The sequence below is a fragment of the Acidobacteriota bacterium genome, from assembly GCA_034211275.1.
GTDB lineage: Bacteria > Acidobacteriota > Thermoanaerobaculia > Multivoradales > JAHZIX01 > JAGQSE01.
Genome location: JAXHTF010000014.1, coordinates 1 through 22,113, shown reverse-complemented (window position 1 = coordinate 22,113; position 22,113 = coordinate 1). Strand labels below are relative to the sequence as shown.

The window sequence follows — 22,113 nt, the reverse complement described above, 5'->3', positions numbered from 1 at the left end:
TGATGGGTTCTCGAACCTCATAGCACTAGTCTTTTCCAACCTTCTGGCGCCGCTCCTTCTGCCGGCGCTCCTGCCGCCGCCGCCGGCTCCCGGCGGCCTCGATGCGTTCGCGGCCAGCGTCCTCCACCGGCTCCGCCGACGCCGGAGCGCTCAGGGCGCGGGCCAGCTGGGCCACCGAGGGATAGCGGAAGAGATCGGTCATCACGATGTTGCGCTCCAGCGCTTCCTCCAATTTCTTATGCACCTGGAAGAGGTGCAGGGAGTGACCTCCCAGGTCGAAGAAGTTGTCGTCGACCCCCACCGAGTCGAGGCCGAGCACCGAGCGCCAGATCTCCGCCACCGTCCGCTCGATCTCGTTGCGCGGCGCCACGAAGGGCTGCTCCAGGGCGGCCCGAGTACTCTCCGGCACCGGTAGGGCGCCGCGGTCCAACTTGCCGCTGGAGGTCAGGGGCAGCCGCTCCAGGGAGAGGAAGACGCTGGGGATCATGTATTCCGGCAACCGCTCCTGGAGGAAGTGCCGCCAAGCCTCGATTCGGGGCGCTTCGTCCTCCTTCGGTCCCCCCGCCGGCACCACATAGGCCACCAGCCGCGGTCCTCCGGGGTCGTTGCGGTGCAGCACCGCCGCCTGCTCCACCTGCGGGTGGCGGCGCAAGGTCTCGGCGATCTCTTCCAGCTCGATGCGAAAGCCCCGCAGCTTGACCTGGAAATCGATGCGCCCCAGGAAGTCGAGTCGTCCGGCGCCCAGATCTCCGGAAGGAAGCCAGCGCACCAGGTCACCGGTGCGGTAAAGCCGCGCCCCGGGCTCCTCGGACCACGGATCGGGGACGAAGCGCTCGGCGGTGAGGGCCGGCCGGCGCAGATAGCCCCGGGCCAGGCCGGGACCGCCCAGGCAGAGCTCCCCCGCCACCCGCGGCGGCTGCAGCCGACCCCGGGGGTCCACCACCCGCACCACGGCGTTGGCGATGGGACCGCCGATGGTGGGCCGGGCGCCGCCGCCGGCGCAGCGCTCCACCGTCCCCCACACCGTGGCCTCGGTGGGCCCGTAGGCGTTGAAGAAGCGCCGATCCGCCGCCCATGCCGCCGCCAGATCCGGCGAGCAGGCCTCGCCGGCGGCCACCACCATGGCCAGCTCCGGCACTTCCTTCGGATCCACCGCCACCAGCGCCGACGGGGTGACGGTGAGACTGGTGATGCGGTGGCGGCCCAAGGTCCGGGTCAGCGGCTGGCCGGGGAGTAGATCCTCCGGCGACGCCATGTAGAGGGCGGCACCGGCGCGCAGCGCCATGGTCATCTCGAAGACCGAGGCGTCGAAGTTGAGGGAGGCGAATTGCAGCACGCGGTCCGCCGCCCCGAGACCGAAGACCAGCACCTGCGCCTCCGCCAGGTTGTGCAGGCCCCGGTGGCTGATCTCCACCCCCTTGGGTCGGCCGGTGGAACCGGAGGTGAAAATCACGTAGGCCCGGTTATCAGGAGACAGGTCCTCCGAAAGCAGCGAATCTTCCAGCCGCGCCGCCGATTCTTCCGCCAGCTCCCGGGAAGCCTCCTCCCCGTCCAGCACCAGCCGCTGGGCCGCGCTCTCCGGCAACCCACCGAGCCAGCGCTCTTCCGTGATCACCACCCGCGGTTCCGCATCCTCGAGCATGGTGCGCAGACGCTCCGCCGGCAGGGTGGGATCCAGCGGTAGGAAGGCGCCGCCGGCCTTGAGCACCGCCAGCATCGCCACCGGCAGCCGTTCCGAGCGCCCCAGGGAGAGCCCCACCAAGACGTCCGGCCCGACCCCCCGCCGCACCAGCAGGCGAGCCAAGCGGTTGGCCCGCCGGTCCACCTCGCCGTAGCTCAGCTGGAGATCCTCGAAGATCACTCCCGGGGCCTCGGGATCGCGGTCCACAGAAGCCTCGAAAAGACGGTGCAGAGGAGTCCAGGGAGAGAAGTCCCGGACCTCTCCCCGGCCGTCCTCGAGCACCCGCCGACGCTCCGTGTCGGAGAGAGGGCGCCAGTCGGCGAGGGCTCCGTCGGCGCGCTCCGGGAGCGAAACCAGCAGCACCTCCAGATGCTCGAGGATCGCTTCGGCGGTGTCCTGCGAGAAGCGCTGAGCGTCGCCGGTGAGGGCGAGGGAGAGCTCGTCCCCGGGGGCCACCAGCAGGCTGAGGGGGAAGTTGGTGCGCTCCACCGCCTCCAGACCGGTGAGGCTGAGAGACGCCGCTCCCCCGGCGCTCTCCCCCGGCCCCGCCGCCACCGACCGTGGGTAATTCTCGAACGCCACCACGCTCTCGAAGAGGGGCAGGCCCCGGGGCACCGAGCTCCAGCCCTGGATGTCCAGCAGCGAGCTGTGCTCGTGCTCCTGCATTTCCCCCAGGCCTTCCTGGAGCCGGTTGAGCCAAGCCGCCACCGCCATCGACGGCTCGCTCCGGACCACCACCGGCAGGGTGTTGACGAAGAGCCCCACCATGGTGCCGATGCCCGCCAGGGGCACCGCCCGGCCGGACACCACCGCTCCGTGCACCGTCCGCTCCTCGCCGCTGTAGAGCGAGAGGAGCCGCCCCCAGGCACCCTGGAGCAGGGTATTCATGGTCAGGCCGCGGCTGCCGGCGAAGGAGCGCAGGGCTCCGCTAGCCTCCCGGCTCAGGCGCCGCCGGGCCTCCACATAGCCGGCTTCGAAGTCCAGGCTCTCGGTTTCAGCCCCAATCTCGGAGCTGGCCTCCCCCATCCCCAAACCGTCCACCCCCAGCGGCGTGGGAGCGGCGATGCCGGCCAGGGTGCGGCGCCAGAAGGCCTCGTCGGCCTCCGGTTCCCGCTGCTGCAGCCATTCGATGTAGTCGCCGAAGGGGCGGCGGGACGGCAGCTCCGCCTCGGCGCCGGCCAGCGCCGCCCCGTAGGCGCGAACGAAATCCTCCAACACCAGGCTCAGGCACCAGCCGTCCAACAGGAGGTGGTGCAGCGTCCACACCAGCTGATGCTCAGCCGGCCCCCGGCGGATCAGGGTCAGCCGCATCAGTGGCAGCTCGGTGAGGTCGAAGCCCCGCCGCCGGTCCTCCGCGAGGAAGGTGGCCAGGCGTTCCTGGAAGGCCGCCTCGTCCAGCTCCTGCCAGTCCTCCGTGTGTAGCTCCAGCGGTGCCTCGTGGTGCACCACCTGCAGCGGCTTGTCGAGCTCGCGCCAGTGGAAGGTAGTGCGCAGAACGCCGTGGGCGGCGAGAACCCGGCGCCAGGCGGCGGCGAAGGCGCCGGGGTCCAGCGGTCCTTCGAGGCTCGCCACCAGCTGCAGCAAGTACACGCCCCGCTCCGCCAGCTGCAAGCTGTGGAAGAGCATGCCCTGCTGCATGGGCGAGAGCTCGTAGAGATCCGCAATATCTTCAGGATTCATCTCGATCCCCTTCGCCGGTGGGCTTTTTCTCAGCGGGCTTGTTTCCACTGGATTTCTTGCCGCCCAGGCGGGATAAGAAGGTGTCCAGCTGGTCCTGGCTCACCCGGGCCCGCGGGAAGGCCTCGGCGGCTCCCGCCTCGCTTTGCACTTCGTGTTCCGGCTTTGCTTCCGACGGGATGGTCTCAGCGGGTCGGGCCGAGGCCAGCCGCCGCAGATGGCCGATGCAGGTACGGGCCAGCTCCGCCACTGTCTCCTCCCGGTGCAGGCCGCGGCTGTACTCCCAGCGCAGATGCAGGCGGCCGGCGCCGACGGAGGCGGTGATGTCCAGAATGTGGGAGCGTTCGCCCACCTCGCTCTGGGCCGGTCCCGCCGATTCCGGCGCCGGCGAGAACGGTGACTTCTCGCCCAGGGCCTGGTCCACCTGGCCGAGATAGTTGAACAGAACCTCCGGCTCCGGCGCTTCCGCCAGCCGCCGGGCCGCCGGCAGGTCCCGCCGCAGGTAGCGCAGCAGGCCATAGCCGATGCCGTGGCCGGGCACCCGGGCCAGCTGCCGCCGCACTGCCTCGAGGCTCGCGCCGGCCTCCTGCTGCTGGTCCGCGGTGAGCTCCAAGCGCACCGGATAGAGGGCGGTGAACCAGCCCATGGCGCGGCTCAGGTCGAGGTCCGGGAAGAGTTCGTCGCGGCCGTGGCTCTCCAGGTGCACCCGCAGCGGGCCACCGCACCACGGGCCGAGGGTGAGGGCGAGGGCGGTGAGTAGGGCGTCCTCGACTCCCGCGGAGCCGTTCTCGCCGCCGAAGCGCCGGGGCAGCTCCCGCAGCAGCTCCTCCGTCACCTCGGCGTCCACCGACACCGTCACCGCCGCCGTCTCATGGCGCCGGTTGCCGCCGCCGGGGAAGTCCCGGGGGAGCGCCGGCGCTGGCGCCTGCACCGCCGACCAATACTCCAGCTCCGCCGCCAGGCTGGGCTCCTCGGCGCGCTCCGGCAGCCGCCGGGCCCAGGTCGAAAAAGCCGTCTCGGGCAGCGCCGGTGGCAGCCGATCCCGGCGTCCCAGCAGCGCCAGGGCGCTCTCCATTTCCGCCAGCAGCACCCGCCAGGAGACACCATCCACCAGCAGGTGATGACTCACCAGCAGCAGCCGGTGGCCGTCGCCAGTGCCGGTAAAGACCAAGGCCCGCAGCAGCGGCCCCGCCTCGAGATGGAGACTCCGCTGAGCCCGCCGGGCCAATGCCTCGACTTCCGAGGACCGATGCTCCGGCGGCAGGCTGGAAAGGTCCACCCACGGCACCGGCAGCAGCTCGTCCGGACCTGCTTCTGGAGCTAGCTCCTGAATCCACCGCGGCTCTTCCTCTTCGCTCGAAGCCTGCCGGAAGGTCAGCCGCGGCGCGTCGTGATGCGCGAAGGCGTGGGCCACGGCCCGCCGCAGCGCCGCCGGAGAGACGACCTGCCGAACCTTCAGCAGCAGCGCCTGGTTGAAGTGATGGCGGTTCGCCAGATCGAGCTCGAAGAACCACCGCTGGATGGGCGTCAGGGGCACCGGCCCCGGCTCCGGACGTTGCGCCGCCCCGGCTCCGGAGCCGATCTGCTGCACCACCTTCGCCAGCCGCTCCACCGTGGGATTCTTGAACAGCACGCCGGCGGTCAGGCCCAGCCCCCAATCCCGTGCCTTGGCGATGACCTGGATGCTCAAGATGGAGTCGCCGCCGAGCTCGAAGAAGTTGTCCCGAATGCCCACCCGGCGCACTCCCAACACTTCCGCCCAAACTTCCGCGAGGATCTTTTCGATCTCGCTCCGCGGTGCCTCGTAGTCGTCCTCGGAGGCGCCCTCTTCCCACTGCGGCTCGGGCAGCGCCCGGCGGTCGGTCTTGCGGCTGGAGGTGAGAGGAATGGCCGCCACGGCGACGAAGAGGGAGGGGATCATGTAGCTCGGCACCCGTCCCGCCAGGTAGTCCCGCAGCTCGCCGACGTCGAGGGCGCCCTGGGCATCGACGATGTAGGCCACCAGGCGGTGGTCGCCCCGGGGATCCCTGCGCGCCGCCACCGCCACCGCCATCACCCGCGGATGGGCGGCGAGCACCGCCTCGATCTCCTCCAGCTCGATGCGGAAGCCCCGCACCTTCACCTGCTGGTCGATGCGGCCGAGGATCTCCAGCTCCCCGGAAGCCAGCCAGCGCACCAGGTCGCCGGTGCGGTAGAGCCGCTCGCCGGCGCCGCCGAAGGGATCGGGGATGAAACGCTCGGCGGTGAGGGCGGGCCGCCGCAGATAGCCCCGAGCCAGCCCGGCGCCCCCCAGCAGCAGCTCCCCGGGAGCTCCCAGGGCCGCCAGCCGCTGGTAGCGGTCCACCACGTAGACCCGCGTTCCCGCCACCGGCCGGCCGATGGGAGAGCGGCCGTCGGGCTGCAGGCGGGCGGTGGAAGAGTAGGAGGTGTCCTCGGTGGGCCCGTAGAGATTGAGGGCGTCCACCCCCGGCAACGCCGTCACCGCCTGCACCACCCCCCGAGGGATGGGCTCCCCGGCGAGGCTGACGCAGCGCACCGATCCCGGCAGAGGCCCCTGGCGCAGCAGCTCCTTCATCACCGAGGGCACCATGCTCACCAGGGTCACCCCGGCGTCCCGCAGCGGGCCGGCGAGGTCGAAGGGATCCCGGGCCAGCAGCAGCTTGCCCCCCGCCGCCAGGGGCACGAAGATCTCGATCACCGAAACGTCGAAGCACACCGAGGTGGACACCATGGTGGCCGCCAGCTGGTCCGCCGGGATGGACTCCAGGGACACCCGCACCATGGTGACGGCGCTGCGGTGCTCGATGGCAACGCCCTTGGGGCGGCCGGTGGAGCCGGAGGTGTAGATGATGTACGCCCGCTGCCGGGGATCGACCGCTGGCAGGTCCCCGGCCGCCGCCGCGGAGCCGTCCAGAGCGTCCTCATCCAGGGGTTCCTCGTCGAGGCAGAGCACCGTCCGCAGCGCACTCGTTTCGGACCCCTCGCCTTTGGAGACCTCGGAGGGACCCTCCAGAGCTTCCAGACGCTGCGCCAGGGAGCGCTCCGTGAGCACCAGCCCGAGGCCGCTGTCGGAGATCATGAAGCTCAGCCGTTCGGCGGGGTAGGCGGGATCCAGAGGCACGTAGGTGCCCCCCGCCCGCAGCACCGCCAGCAGCGCCAAGATCAGCCGCGGAGAGCGCTCCAGGCAAATGCCCACCGGCGTCTCCGCACCGACCCCCAGGGCCAGCAGCCGGCGAGCCAGGGCGGCGGTGGTGCGGTCCAGCTCGCCGTAGGTGATGACCTCGTCGCCGAGCACCACCGCCGGCGCGTCGGGGGTGCGCCGGGCCTGGGCGATGACCACCTCGTGGAGCACCGCCTCCGATCCCACCGGAGCCGTGACATCCGCGCCGCTCCACTCCTCCAGCAGCAGCTGACGCTGGGTCGTCGACAGCGGCGAGAAGAGCTCGTGGGGCGCCTCCGGATCCGCCGCCATGGCCTCCAGCACGTCGACGAAGAGCCGCGCCATGGTCTGCATCTGGGCCGCCGTCAGGACGTCCGGATCGTAGGTCAGGTCGAGGGCCACCCGCCCGGAGACGGCATCGATGAAGAAGCCCGCCATGAGGCTGAAGTTGGTGGCTTCGTATTTCTGGAAGTCCAGCACCTCGAGGCGTCGGGAGAGCAGCAGCTCGTCCACCACGTGGAAGTGGACGAAGTTCAGCAGGGTGTCGAAGAGACCCTCGCCCCCCATCTGTTTTTGCACCTCCGCCAGCGGATAGCGCTGGTAGGGGATCTGCTCCCACTCCTGCTGGAAGGCGCGGCGGGCGAGCTCCTTCCAGCTCCCCGGTCGCAGGCTCAGGCGCAGGGGCGCGCTGTTGAGGAAGAGCCCGCGCACCCTCTCCGCTCCCTCCACCTCCGGGCGACCATGGGTGCCGATGCCGGTGAGCACGTCCTCCTGGCCGGCCATCGCCCCCAGGACTTTGACGTGGGCCGCCGCCAGCAGGCTCTTCAGCGGCAAGGCTTCGCTGCGGGCGACCTTCTTCACCGCCTCCGAAAGCTCCTGGGAGATGGGCACCGGCAGCATCTCCACTCTCCGCCGCTCCCCCTGCCGCGGCGCCAGGTTCCACGACGGCAGCTCCAGCCGCCGGTAGCCGGCGAGCTTGCCGCGCCAAAACTCCCGCGCCTCGTCGGAAGCCACCTGCCGGCGCTCCATGGCGACGTAGTCCCGGAAGGTGAAGACCGGCAGCTCTTCCATCACCGGCGCCTCGCCGTCGAGGAGGGCGAAATAGGTGCGGAAGATCTCGTCGAGGGTGGTGTGGAGGCTCCAGCCGTCGAAGATGGCGTGGTGCTCGGTGAGGGTCAGCTGGATCTCCTCCGCTCCGCGGCGGTGGACGAAGAAGCGCAGCAGCGGCGCCCGCCGCAGGTCAAAGCGCCAGGCCACCTGGGCGTCCATGAACTCCCGGATCCGCCGCTCCTGCTGCTCGAAGGGATGATCCCGGAGATCCCCCAGCCCCACCTCCAACCGCGCCGTCGGATGCACCAATTGCAGCGGCTGGGAGTAGGCGGAGAGCTCGAAGGAGGTGCGCAGCATTGGGTGGCGCCGGACCACGTGATCCACCGCCTGCTGGAAGCGCGGGGCGTCGAAGGGCATGCGCAGCCGCATGCTGTTGACGTTGTGGAAGACCGCCGCTTCCGACTCCAGATCCATGTGGAAGAGCATCCCGGACTGCAGGCGGGTGAGGGGATAGGCATCCTCCACATCCTCCGGCAGCCGCTGGCGATCCTCCTCCGGCACCAGCTCGAAGGGCTCGGTGTGCAGGATTTCCACGTCGTGCTCGTCGACGCGGCCGGCGACCCGCGCCAGGGCCGCCACGGTCTGCTGCTGGAAGAGCTGGGGCACGGTGAGCCGCAGCCCCGACTCCGCCGCCCGGGCGATGACCTGAATGCTCAAGATGGAGTCGCCACCGAGGGCGAAGAAGCTGTCGTGGACCCCCACCCGCTCGATGCCCAGGACCTGGGAGAAGACCCCCGCCAGGATCTCCTCGGCGCTGGTGCTGGGGGCGACGTAGTGACGATCGAGATCCGGCCGCAGCTTCTCCGGCTCCGGCAGGGAGCGGCGGTCCAGCTTGCCGCTGGAGGTCAGCGGCAGCGCCTCCAGGGGCACGTAGAGAGCGGGGATCATATGCTCCGGCAGGCTCCGTCCCAGATGCTCCCGCAGCTCCTCCACCGGCGGCCGGGTCTCGCCCCGGTGCACCAGATAGGCCACCAGCCGTTGGGCGCCGGAGAGTTCCCGCCGCACCGTCACCGCCACCTCCTGCAGCTCCGGATGGGTGCACAGCGCCGCCTCGATCTCCCCCAGCTCGATGCGGAAACCCCGCAGCTTGACCTGGTGATCCCGGCGGCCGAGGAATTGAATCGCCCCGTCCCCCCGCAGCCGCGCCAGATCGCCGGTGCGGTAGAGACGGCGGCCGCTGCCAAATGGATCCGGGCGAAACGCGTCGGCGGTGAGGGCCGGCCGAGATAGATAGCCGCGACCGAGGCCGGCACCGGCGATATAGAGATCCCCCGGCACCCCCGGTGGCAGGTGCCGCAGATCGCCATCGAGGACGTGGATGCGCAGGTTGGCGATGGGCCGGCCGATGGGCACCGGCGTCGGCGCACCGGACCGGCAATGCCAGGCGGTGACGTCCACCGCCGCCTCGGTGGGTCCGTAGAGATTGTGCAGCTGAGCCCCCAACCGGCCGCCGAAGCGGTCCCGCAGCTCGGCGGAGAGGGCCTCTCCGCTGCACACCACCAGGCGCAGGCTGTCGCAACCCTCCGACGCCGGATGTTGCAAGAAGACCTGCAGCATGGATGGCACGAAGTGCATCACCGTCACCCGCCGGCGCTGGATCTCCCGGGCCAGATACTCCGGTTCCTGGTGGCCGCCGGGGCGCGCCATGACCAGCTCGGCCCCGGCCAGCAGCGGCCAGAAGAACTCCCACACCGAGACGTCGAAGCTGAAGGGCGCCTTCTGCAGCACCCGATCCTCCGGCCCCAGGCGATAGGCGTCCTGCATCCACTGCAGACGATTGACGATGGCGCCGTGGGCCACCATGGCGCCCTTGGGCCGGCCGGTGGAGCCGGAGGTGTAGATGACGTAGGCGAGGGTGTCGGCATCCGTCGCCGCAGGTGCGACGTCCCCGTCGACGGCGGCGCGGGCGATCTCCGCCCAATCCTCGTCCACGCACACCACCTGCCGCGCTCCCTCCGGCAGCTGGGGCCGGAGCGCCGCGGTGGTGATCACCCGCTCCACCCCGGCGTCGCCGAGCATCAGCTCCAGGCGCTCCCGGGGGTAGCCGGGATCCAGCGGCAGATAGGCACCGCCGGCCTCGAGCACCGCCAGCAGCGCCAGGGGCAACTCCAAGCTGCGCTCCAGGAAGACCCCCACCGGCACCTCCGGCCCCACGCCCCCGCGCCGCAGATGAGCCGCCAGGCAGCTCACCCGCCGGCGCAGCTCGCCGTAGGTCCAGGCGTGGTCCTCGTAGCTCACCGCCAGCGCCTCGGGGGTGCGCTCCGCCTGCGCCGCGAACAGTCCGTGGAGGGTCACCGGGGCGGTGCCCGGGGGCAGGCCGTAGCCGCCCCGGGAGTAATCCCGCCAGGTGTCGTTCCACTCCGCCTCCACCTGATGCTGCTGCGCCGGGGTCAGCCACGGCAGCTCTTCCACCGGCCGCCGGGGATCGTCCAGCGCCGCCGCCAAGAGGACCTGGAGCTGGGCCACCATCCGCGCCACGGTGGTGCGGTCGAAGAGGTCCGCGTTGTATTGCAGCGAGCCCGCCACCGTTCCGCCGGTGCGCGCCAGGGTCATGAGCAGATCGAATTTGGAGCTGGCGTCGTTCATCGCCACCGGCGTCGCCGTCACCCCCGCCATGGACAGGCTGTCGCGCCCCAAATCCTGCAGGGTGAGCATGACCTGGAAGAGCGGCGAACGGCTCAGATCGCGCTCCGGCTGGAGCTCGTCCACCAGCCGGCCGAAGGGCAGCTGACGGTGGCCGTGGGCCTCCAGCACCGACTCCCGCACGCGGCCCGCCAGGGTCTCGAAGCCGGCCCCCGGAGGCAGCTGGACGCGCACCACCAGGGTGTCCAGCAGCAGCCCGATGAGGCCCTCCAGCTCCGAACGGTCGCGATTCGCCACCGGCGTCCCCAAAAGCACGTCCCGCTGGCCGGTGTAGCGCCAAAGCAGTGCGTCGAGGGCGGCGGTGAGGGTCATGAAGAGAGTGCACCGATGCTGCCGGCCGAAGGCCACCAGCCGCTCCGCCAGCCCCGGTTCCAGGACCACCGGCACGCTCGCCCCGGAGCTCCCCGCCACCGCCGGCCGGGGACGGTCCGTGGGCAGATCCAGGACCCGCGGAGCCCCCTCCAGATACTGCCGCCAAAAACTCAGCAGCCGCTCCTCGCCGGCCCCCCGCAGCCGCTGCCGCTGATCCGCCGCGAAGTCCACCATCTGCACCGGCAGCGGCGCCAGGGGCGATTCCTCGCCGGCGCTGAAGGCCGCGTAGAGCACCGAGACCTCGCGGATCAGCACCGCCATGGACAGGCCGTCGGCGACGATGTGATGCATCGTCAAGCTCACCTGGTGGCGCTCCGGACCGAGGCGCAGCAGCAACGCGCGAATCAAGGGTCCGGTGGCGAGATCGAAGGGCTGGCGGCCGTCCTTTTCAGCCAGCTCCACGGCCAGCTCCTCCGCCAGCTCCTGAGCGGCCCGGCGGGCATCCTCGCGATCCTCCAGATTCACCCGCCGCAGCACCAGATCCGGCTCCTCGGCGATCTCCGTCACCGCCTCACCGCGGCGGTCCGGGAAGCGGCTGCGCAACGCCTCGTGGCGCTGCTGCAGGGCGCGCAACGTGCGCTCCAGCACCACCGCGTCCAGCGGTCCGTCGAGCTGCACCACGGCCTGGATGTGGTACGCCGAGCCACCGTCGGCGGCGACGCCGGATTCCAGACGATCCAGGAACCACAGCCGCTCCTGGGCAAAGGAGAGGGGCAGCTGGCCGTCCCGGGGGATTCGGGTCAGGGGCTGCACCGAGGCCTGCGGCGCTCCACCGGCATCCCGCGCCGCCTCCGCCGCCTCCACCCGCCGCGCCAGCTGCGCCACCGTCGGCGCCTCGAAGAGGGTGCGCAGGGAGAGCTCGAGACCGAAGGCCTCCCGCACCCGCCCCATGAGGCTGGTCGCCAACAAGGAGTGACCGCCGAGCTCGAAGAAGTCTTCCTCGGCACCGACCTCGTCGAGATCCAGCACCGAAGCCCAGATCCCCGCCAGGATCTCCTCCAGCGGCGTCCGGGGAGCGCGGCCGGTGGAGCGCGTCGCCACCGGCTCCGGCAGCGCCCGGCGGTCGATCTTGCCGTTGGGGGTCAGGGGCAGCTCCGCCAGCTCGACGAAGAGGCCCGGGATCATGTACTCCGGCAGCCGCTGGCGCAGGAAGTCCCGCAGCTCCCCGGCATCCGGCGCTGCTCCCGCCCCCGAAGAAGCAGCCGGCACGACGTAGGCTGCCAGGGCCGCGGCAGCCCCTTCACCCCGCACCACCGCCACCGCCTGGGCCACCGCCGGGTGGGCTGCCAGAGCGCTCTCCACCTCCCCCAGCTCGATGCGGAAGCCCCGCACCTTGACCTGATGATCCCGACGCCCCAAATACTCCAGACGTCCGTCGGGGAGGAAGCGGGCCAGATCGCCGGTACGGTACAGGCGGCTCCCGCCCGCCGTTCCTTCGCCGGCCTCGAAAGGATCGGGAACGAAGGCGGCGGCGGTGAGGCCGGGGCGGCCCAGATAGCCGCGGGCGAGGCCGGCGCCGCCGAGGAGCAGCTCCCCCGCCACCCCCACCGGCGCCGGGGCTCCGGAGGGCTCCACCACGTAGGCCTGGGTGGCGGCGATGGGCCGTCCGACGGTGACCCGCTGCAACTCCGGCTCCAAAGCCTCGACGCAGGACCAGACGGTAGTCTCGGTGGGGCCATAGAGATTCCATGCGTCCCGGCCGGCGGATGCTCCGGGGAGATCGGGCTCCGGCGCCTGAGCCGCCAGCTGCCGGGCGAGCTCCGGGGGCAGCGCCTCGCCGCCGCACAAGGCGCGCAGGCCCGGAGTCCTCAGGCCGGCGGCCTGTGAATCCGAGGCGTTCCGGGAAGGTTCATCGCTCTCCCCCGCCGCCTCCAACCACAGCCGCCAGGTGGCCGGGGTGCCCTGCATCACCGTCGCGCCGTGCTCCCGCGCCAGCCGCCGCAGAGCGATGCCGTCCGCTGCCTCGTCGCGGCGCGCCAGGATCACCTCGCCCCCCACCATCAGCGGCAGATAGAGCTCCAGGGCGGCGATGTCGAAGGAGAGGGAAGTCACCGCCAGCATGCGATCCGCCGCCGTGAGCCCCGGCCGGTGGGCCATGGAGCGCAGGAAGTTGACGATGGCCCCGTGGGACACCGCCACGCCCTTGGGCCGGCCGGTGGACCCGGAGGTGTAGAGGACGTAGGCCAGACGGTGGGCCTCGAAGCCCTGAGAGTCCGGGCCTGGCGTCGCCGCCGAGACCTGTTCCTCCGCTGGCGATCCGCCGAGCCGCAGGATTGGCAACGCAGAGCCCTCCGCGGGACGCAGCTGCTCCGCCTCCTCGGCCTCGTCGCCAGCGGTGATCAAGGCCGCAAGCCCGGCATCCCCGGCGATGAAGCGCAGACGCTCTGCCGGGAACGCGGGATCCAAGGGAACGTAGGCGGCACCGGCCTGGAGGATCCCCAAGAGCGCCGCCACCATCTCCGGCGAGCGCTGGAGGTAGACCCCCACCCGCGCCTCCACCGGCAGCCCCGAGAGCCGCTGGGCAACGGCGGAACCGCGGCGAGCCAGCTCTTCGTAGGTCCAGGTGGTGGCCCCGCAGCGCAGAGCCACCGCCTCCGGGGTCCTCGCCGCCTGGGCCAGGAAGAGGCCGTGGAGGCTCTCGTCCTCTTCGTCCCCTTCTCCGGCGGGTCCGGAAGCCCATTCCACCGCCAGCTGATGGCGCTCCGCGGCGGAGAGCAGCGACAGCCGGGACAGAGGCTCCCCCGGCGCCGCCACCACCGCACGGCCCAAGCGCTCCAGCTGTCCCAGAGCGCGGTCCACGGTGGTGGCGTCGAAGAGGTCCGTGTCGTACTCCACCAGGATCGCCAGGCCGCTCTCGGTCTCGCTCACCGAGTAGCTCCAGTCGAATTGGGCCTGGCCGCCGTGCACCGCCAGCGGCTCCAGGGTCAGACCGGGAAGCTCGACCCTGGCGGTGGGAACGTTCTGCAGGTTGAAGAGCACCTGGAAGATGGGAGAGCGGCTCAGGTCCCGGGTGGGGCGCAGGGTCTCCACCAGCTTCTCGAACGGCAGGTCTTGGTGCGCGTTGGCCTCCAGAGCCACCTCCCGCACCCGCTCCAGCAGCTGCTGGAAGGAAGGATCGCCGGCCAGGGAGGTGCGCAGCGCCAGGGTGTTGACGAAGAAGCCCACCAGCGGCTCCAGCTCCGGCCGCGGGCGGTTGGCGGTGGGGGATCCCACCACCACGTCGTCGAGCCCCGTGACCCGCGCGATATGCGCCTTGGCCAGCGCCAGCAGGGTCATGAAGAGGGTGGCGCCGGCGCCGCGGCCCTGGGCCTCCAGCTCCGCCCCCAGGTCCGCCGGCAGCCGGCGGCTGCGCAGGGCTCCCCGGTGCCGCTGCACCGGCGGCCGCGGGCGATCCGCCGGCAGATCCACCGGCGGCAGCTCCCCCGCCAGCTGACGGCGCCAATATTCCAGCTGATCCACCTCCGCGCCAGCGGCGAGCCAGCGCCGCTGCCAGACGGCGAAATCGGCATATTGCACCGGCAGTTCCGGCAGCTCCGGCGGCCGCCCCTCGGCGCCGGCGCGGTAGAGCTCCGCCACCTCCGCCACCCACAGGGCGTTGGACCAGCCGTCGGTGACGATGTGGTGCAGAGTCGCCACAGCCCAATGCTCCCGGGGCGCCGCCGAATCCTTCGGCAGCCGCAGCAACAGCATCCGCAGCAGCGGCGCCCGCCGCAGATCGAAGGGCTGAGCCACCGAGCGGCGGGCGAGCTTCTCCCCTGCCCGCCGGGCTGCCTCCGGCTCCAAGGCGCTCAGATCGACCAGCGGGAGGGCCACCAGGGAGAGAGCTACCGAGCGGATCATCTGCCGCGGCTCCCCCGCCACCTCGTCGAACGTCGTACGCAGCACCTCGTGCCGTTCCACCACGCCGCTCATCGCCCGGTGCAGCAGCGGCAGATCCAGATCGCCCTGCAAACGCAGGCTGACGGGCAGGTTGTAAGCGGCGCTGGCGGGCTCCAGCTGGTGCAGGAACCACAGCCGCTGTTGGGCGAAGGAGAGGGGCGGCGCGGGCTCCCGCGGCACCGGTTCCAAGGGTACCTCCTCCGCCGCACCGGCGCTCCGGGCCTGTTCGAAGAGCGGCGCCAGCAGCGCCACCGTGGAAGCTTCGAAGAGGGTGCGCATGGGCAGCTCGACGCCGTGCTGAGCGCGCAGCCGGGAGGTCAGCTGGGTGACCAGCAGGGAGTGGCCGCCGAGCTCGAAGAAATCGTCCTCGACCCCCACCCGGTCAAGCTCCAGCAGCTCGGCGAAGAGCGCCGTCAGCAGCTCCTCCGCCGCCGTCCGGGGCGCCACGTACTCACGCTGGACCACTTCCTCCACGGGCTCCGGCAGCGCCCGCCGGTCGAGCTTGCCGCTGGGGGTCAGGGGCAGCTCGTCCAGGAGCACGATATTGGCCGGCACCATGTACTCCGGCAGCTGCTCTTCCAGATGGCGCCGCAGGGTGGCCCCTTGCTCCGCCGCCGGGATCTCGTCGGTGGCGATGCGCGGCACCGCGTAGGCCACCAGCTGATCGCCGCCGACGCCGCTGCGCAACACCACCGCCGCCGCCGCCACCGTCGGATGCCGGCCGAGCACCGCTTCGATCTCCCCCAACTCGATGCGGAAGCCGCGCAGCTTGACCTGCTGGTCCAGGCGGCCCAGGAAGTGGAAGGTGCCGTCCCCGCGCAGGCGTCCGCGGTCCCCGGTGCGGTAGAGCCGCTGCCCCCCCGGTGCCGAGGCGAAGGGATCCGGCACGAAGCGCTCGGCGGTGAGGCCGGGCCGGCGGTGATAGCCCCGGGCCAGCCCCACGCCGCCGACGAAGATCTCCCCCTCGGCGCCGGCGGTCACCGGCCGCAGCCGGCGGTCCAGCAGATAGAGGCGCAGATTGCTCAGCGGCCGGCCCAAAGGCACCACCGCCGACCACCGCTCGCCGCGGCAGCTCCAGGAGCTGGCGTCGATGGAGGTCTCGGTGGGACCGTAGAGATTCTCCAGATGCACGTCCAGAGTCGCCGCCACCCGCTCCTCAACCTCCGCCGGCAGCGCCTCACCACCGCTGAACAGATAGCGCAAGGAGGTGCATTGAGCGAGCTCCGGCTCGTCCAACACCACCCGCAACATCGACGGCACCAGCTGGAAGACGGTGATCTCGTGCCGGCGCAGGGCGTGCACCATGTAGCCGCTGTCGCGGTGACCGCCGGGCCGCGCCAGCACCAGCCGAGCCCCCAACAGCAGGGGCAGGAAGATCTCCCACACCGAGGCGTCGAAGCTGAAGGGCGTCTTGTGGAGCACCCGATCCTCCGGCCCCAGATCGAAGCGCGAGGGCATCCACAGGATGCGGTTGAGGATCGAGCGGTGGCTGATCATCACCCCCTTGGGAACACCGGTGGAGCCGGAGGTGTAGATCACGTAGGCCAGGCGGTCCGGATCTCCCGGCGGCAGGGTCACCGGCTCTCTCGCATCCGGTCCGGCGGCATCGCCGGAGCCCTCTTCGGCGGTGAAGAGCTCCGGCGTCAGCACCAGCCTCGGCGTCTCCGACACCGGCAGCGCCGACTCCAGCTCGGGGGTGGTGACCACCAGCGCCGCACCGCTGGCTTCGAGCATGGTGGCCAGCCGTTCGACGGGATAGTCGGGGTCCTGGGGCAGATAGGCGCCGCCGGCTTCGAGCACCGCCAAGAGGGTGATGACCAGCTCGTAGGAGCGTTCCAGACACACCCCCACCACCGTCTCCGGCGTCACCCCATGGTGCACCAGCCGGCGGGCCAGAAGCTGCACCCGGCGCTGCAGCTCACCGTAGGTCAGAGGCTCTTCGGCTCCTTCCCAGGCCAGCTCCACCGCCGGCGCCGACGGCCGCTCCGCCGCTCGCCGGGCTACCAGCTGATGCAGGCAGGCCGGCGGCCCGAAGTCGGCGGCGCTGTCGTTGAGCTCCACCAGCAGGTGGTGACGCTGGACCCTCTGCGGGCTCCCGAGGGAAGACAGGATCGCGTCGGGCCGCTGGAGCATCTCTTCCAAGAGCTCGCGGTAGGCACCGGGAATGGAGCCCAGGAAGCGCGGCTCGAAGCGGGAACGGTCGAAGAAGCAGCGCACCAAGAGCTCGTCGGAGGGCGCCACGAGCACCGAGAGACGCAGTGCGAAAGCCTCAGGACAGCTCTTGAAAACGAGTACCGATCCCAACGCCGGACTGCCGGCTGAGAGCGCGTCATCGGCGAGGCTCTGGCAGTCGAAACCCAGAAGCGGCGGAGCGACAGCGCCGGCGGCCTCCTGGAGACGCTCACGATCGTAGTACTCCTGCCATTGGGCCATGTCCTCCAGCTGCTCGTCCAGAGCTACCAGGGCCTCGGGCCAGGTCTGGGCGCCGGCGCTCCGCGGCGCCAGCGGAAGATATTGGGTCAAGGGGCCGAGCATCTCCGCCAGCTCCTCTTGGGCGCGGCCGTCGAAGGCCTTGGCCACCAGCGGATCCCCACCGGTGAGCCGCGCCGCCAGCCGCTGCCAGGCGAGGAGGAGCAGGGCCTCGAGACTGCCGCCGGCATCCGCCGCCGCGGCGCCCAGCCGCCGTCCCAAAGACGCCGGCAGGCGAAGACTCGTCACCGCCACCTCGAAGGGTTCGCCGCCCCCGCTACGGACGAACGGCAGGGAGCTCTCCTCCCCCCGCACCTTGGTGGTGTTGCGCCAATAGGCCAGGCCCGCCGCCGCCTCCTCCGAATCCAAAACCTCGTTGAGGAAGGCCGCGACGTCGGCGTATTGCACCGCCTCGTCGCCCTCCTCCTCCACGACTTCGCCCTGGTAGGCCTGCCACAGCTCTCCCCACAGCAGACCCAGGGTAGCGGCGTCGGCGGCCAGCGCCGGCAGGGTCAGGCAAAGCGCCCGATGCCGGTCGTCCATCACCACCAGCAGCGCCCGCAGGACCTCGCCGTCGGCCGTGGCGAAGGGCCGAAGGCGCTCCTCCCGGAACCAGCGATCCAGGCTGCGGCGGCGGTCCACGGAGTCGCCGTCCCGCAGCTCCCGCCGCTCCAGAATGCGGTGCCCCGGAGCGCCGTCGCCGGGCTCCCGCACCACCTGCATGGGCAGGGTCATGCCCGGCAAGGTGGCAAAGCCGGTGCGCAGGATCTCGTGCTGCGCCACCAGGGACTCCAGCGCCTCCTCGAGACGCTCTTCGTCCACCTCTCCCACCAGCTCCACCGCCAGCTGAACGCAGTAGGGGTATCGAGTGCCCGCCTCCTCCACGGACCACAGATACCGCTGCTGCGGTGAGAGCTCAAAACCTTCTAGAACGTCTTCGTGCATGGTCATCCGATCCATCTAAACCTTGTGGACACTCCGGCGTTTGATCTTCTTGAGCTTCGGACGCCGGGCCGTCTTGAGCTCCTCCAGCTGCTCCTTGGCGAGCTCTCTCCCCAAGGCCTCGAGCTCCGCCACCGCTGCCGCCACGGGCTGATCCGGATCGCTCCCCAGGAGCTCCAGGGCCCGCTGCAGCTGGCTACCCCAACGGCGCACCGTCGCCGCGTCGAAGAGTGCTGCGTCGTACTCCATGAAGCACGCCAGCCCCGCCTCTCCTTCGCGGCAATTGACCACCAGATCGAAGCGCGCCTCCTGAGGCTCGATGCCCTCCGGATGCACCGTCAGCTCCTCGACCTGCACCTCCGCCGGCGGCAGATTCTGGAAGTTGAAGCAGACCTGGACCAACGGAGTCACCCCCGGCTGGCGCTTGACCTTGAGCCCTTCCACCAGACGGTTGAAGGGCAGATCCTGATCGGCGTAAGCCTCGAAGCAAACCCGGCGGGTGGTCTCCAGGAGCTGGCGCAGGGAAGCCTCGCCATCCAGGCCACAGCGCAGCACCACCTGGTTGATGAAGAATCCCACCAGGTCCTCGGTCTCCAGCCGGCCGCGGTTGGCCACGTCGCTGGCGAGGAGGAATTCCCGCTGCCCCGTGACGCTGAAGACCACCACCTGGAACGCCGCCAGGGCAGCCATGAAGAGGGTCGCTCCCTCTGCCCGGGCCAGCTCCTCCAGCGGCTCCACCACCGGACGCGGCACCCGCAGCACCTCCAGGCCGGCGGGACGGTGGGTGGGCTCGGTGCGGGGACGATCCGGGGGTAGCTGCAGCTCGGTGGGAGCTCCCCTCAGGCGCTGGCGCCAAACGTCGATGCGCCGAGCCAGGGCTTCCTCCGTTAGACGGCGGTGCTGCCAGGCGGCAAAGTCGGCGTATTGCACCGGCAACGGCGCCAAAGCCGACTCCTCGCCGGAGACCCGTGCTCGATAGCTGGACACCAGGTCCCGGGTGGTGACCACCAAGGACCAACCGTCGGTGACGATGTGGTGGAAGGCCAGCAGGAAGCGATGGCGATGGTCCCCGAGTCTCAGTAGCAGCGTCCTGATCAGCGGTCCACGCTGAAGATCGAAGGGCTGGCCGAGGCGGCGGCGAGCCAGCTCCTGCCCCAACTCGTCCCGGCGGGACGGGTCGATGGCGGACAGATCCACCACCGGAAGGACGACCCCGACAGGCGGCTCGTCGAAGGATTCGTCGAACGACCCGGCGGCACCGGTCAAGCCCTGCTCCGGCGGCAGAATCCGCCGCTCCGGACCGCCCTCTCCCTGGGGATAAACGGTGTGCAGGATCTCGTGGCGGCGCACTAGGCCCCGCAGCGCCCCCTCCAGTGCCTGGGGCCGCAGGGGGCCCTCGGCGCGGAAGGCCAGGGGCATGTTGTAGGCACTGCTCGCCGCATCCATCTGCTGCAACACCCACAGCCGCTGCTCCTCGAAGGATAGGGGCAGGTCCGCCTCCCGAGGCACCGGCACGATGGGCTCGTCGGACTCCTCTCCGGCAGCGCGCAAACGCTGGGCCAGCTGCCCCACGGAGGGAGCCTCGAAGAGCGTCCGCAGGGGCAGCTCCTGCCCCAGAACGTGGTTGACCCGGGCCATCACCTGGGTGGCCAGCAACGAGTGGCCGCCGAGAGCAAAGAAATCGTCGTCCCGGCGGATCCGCTCGATGCCCAGCACCGAGGAGAAGATCTGCCGCAGCACCTCCTCCTGAGGGCCGGCGAGCCTCTCCCCGAGATCGTCCTCACCGCGCTCCGAGCTCCCCCACTGCGGCTCCGGCAGAGCCCGGCGGTCGATCTTGCCGCTGGGGGTCAGGGGCAGCTCCGGCAGCAGCTGGAAGAGGCTGGGGATCATCGACTCCGGCAGCTGGCGGCGGGCGTGGGCGCGCAGCTCCTCGGGTTCCGGAGGCGAGCTATCCGGCGGCGAGCTATCCAGTGAGGTGCCCTCGGCGACCCAATAGGCCACCAGATGGTCCCCCCGCTGCGGGTCCCGATGCACCGTCACCACCGCCCGCTGCACCCCCGGGTGGCGGCCCAGCACGGTTTCGATCTCGCCGGGCTCGATGCGGTGGCCCCGGACCTTGACCTGCTGATCGATGCGGCCCAGGCACAGCAGATCGCCGTCGCCGCGCCAGCGCCCCAGGTCACCGGTGCGGTACATGCGGCCGCCGGGAACGGGGCTCCAAGGATCGGGGACGAAGACCTCGGCGGTGCGCGCCGGCAGCCCCCAATACCCCCAGACGACGCCGGCACCGCCGATGACGAGCTCCCCCACCGCCCCGGCGGGCAGGGGTCGCTGGTCGCGGCCGAGGATGTGGGAGCGGGTGCCCGCCACCGGCCGTCCGATGGTGATGTCGACCCGTCCGCGGGTGTCCTGGCTCAGGCTCTTCGCCGACGACCAGACGGTGGTCTCGGTGGGGCCGTAGAGATTCCACAGCTCGGCGCAGCTCCCGGTGAGCTCTTCCGCCAGCTCTCCGGGCATGGCCTCGGCGCCGCATAGAGTCCGCAACGAGGAGCTGCCCTGCCAACCGACGCTGCGCAACATGCGCCAGGTAGCGGGGGTGGCCTGCATCAGGGTCGCGCCGGTGCTCTCCAGCCGGCGCCGCAGCTGCAGCCCGTCCGCCGCCTCCTGGGCCGTGACCAGGAATACCCGGGCACCGTGGAGCAAGGGGAGGTAGAACTCCAGCACCGTGATGTCGAAGGAGGCCGAGCTCACCGAGAGCAGCAGATCCTCGGGCTCGATGCCCGGCCGCCAGGCCATGGCGTCGAGGAAATTGATCACCCCCCGGTGCGGCACCGCCACCCCCTTGGGCACGCCGGTGGAGCCGGAGGTGTAGATGATGTAGGCGAGGTCCGTTGGTTCCAGATCCGGCGGCTCCAGCTCTGACACCGGCCCCTCGGGAGCTCCACCATCGGGGACCATGGACTCCACCCCCGAAGCCAGCAGATGCTCCAGATTCGGTGTCGTCAGCACCAGGCGCAGGCCGGCATCCTGCTGGATGTAGATCAGCCGTTCGCCGGGATATTGGGGGTCCAGAGGCACGTAGGCCGCCCCGGTTTCGAGCACCGCCAGCAGCGACGCCAGCAGCCAGGGGCCGCGCTCCAGACACACCCCCACCCGATCGCCGCGGCCGATTCCCCGCGCCGCCAGCCGCGACGCCAAGGCTTCCACCGCCGCCCTCAGCTCGCCGTAGCTCCAGCTGCCGTCCGCCCAGGCCACCGCCGTTCTCTCCGGCCGGCGGCGCGCCAAGATGGCAATGCGGCGATGCACCGGGGACTCGGGAGTCCACTCTTCCAACGAGGAGGATTCTGTCCTCTCCTCGCCGACGGCCCACTCTCGCAGCAGCTGATGGCGCTCCGCCGGTGTCACCACTTCCAGCGCCGCCAGCGGCCTGCGAGGATTCGCCACGGCGCCCTCCAACAGCCGCCGCAGGTGACTCACCTGGCGCTGGACCGTAGAGCGGTCGAAGAGATCCCGGGCGTATTGCAGCCCTCCCCGCAGCTCCCCACCGCGCTCTTCCAGAGCCAGGGTGAGATCGAATTTGGCCAGCGATTCGACCCCGGTGCCGAGGGTGGCGGGCCAAGGCTCGAGCTTCAGGCCCTGCACCTCCAGAGCCGCCACCGGGGCGTTCTGGAGCTGGAAGAAGACCTGGAAGAGGGGCGACACGCTCATCTCCCGGCGACTCACCAGCCCGTCCACCAGCTGCTCGAAGGGCACTTCCTGATGCTCGTAGGCCGCCAGCGCCGACTCCCGCACCCGCTCCAGCACCGCCGCGAAGGTGGGAGCGTCGGAGAGATCCGTGCGCAGCACCAGGGTGTTGACGAAGAGGCCGATGAGACCTTCCGTCTCCACCCGGGTGCGGTTGGCGATGGGGGTACCGGTGGTCAGCTCCCGGCAGCCGGCGTAGCGCGCCAGCAGGACCTGCCACCCGGCCAGCAGCACCATGAAGAGGGTGGCCCGGTGATCTCGGGCCAGGCGGTGGAGGTCCTCCACCAGCGGCTCTTGCCACCGCATCGGAACCATGGCGCCGCGATAGCTGGGGCGGGGCGGCCGCGAGCGGTCCAGGGGCAGCTCGAGCACCGGCGGCGGGGCGGGCCGCAGACCGCGCCCCCCCCCCCCAACCCCCCCCCCCCCCCCCCCCCAC

3 protein-coding genes are annotated in these 22,113 nt (G+C 71.1%); all 3 read right to left on the bottom strand.

What is annotated here, in order from left to right; genetic code table 11:
* Nucleotides 1–25: 25 nt before the first annotated feature.
* Genes SX243_04545 through SX243_04535 form a run of 3 tightly spaced genes read right to left on the bottom strand, consistent with a single transcriptional unit; the run spans nucleotide 26 to nucleotide 22,049 of the window.
* Nucleotides 26–3,361: an amino acid adenylation domain-containing protein gene (locus SX243_04545; GenBank protein MDY7092224.1), complete on the bottom strand. Its 3,336-nt coding sequence runs from the start codon at nucleotides 3,359–3,361 to the stop codon at nucleotides 26–28.
* On the bottom strand, nucleotides 3,351–17,942 hold the full coding sequence (locus SX243_04540) for an amino acid adenylation domain-containing protein (protein MDY7092223.1): 14,592 nt from the start codon (nucleotides 17,940–17,942) through the stop codon (nucleotides 3,351–3,353). The genes SX243_04545 and SX243_04540 overlap by 11 nt, the downstream gene beginning before the upstream one ends.
* Before the next feature lie 9 nt (nucleotides 17,943–17,951).
* Nucleotides 17,952–22,049, bottom strand: a complete 4,098-nt coding sequence (locus SX243_04535; protein ID MDY7092222.1) for an amino acid adenylation domain-containing protein — start codon at nucleotides 22,047–22,049, stop codon at nucleotides 17,952–17,954.
* Between the last annotated feature and the right edge of the window lie 64 nt (nucleotides 22,050–22,113).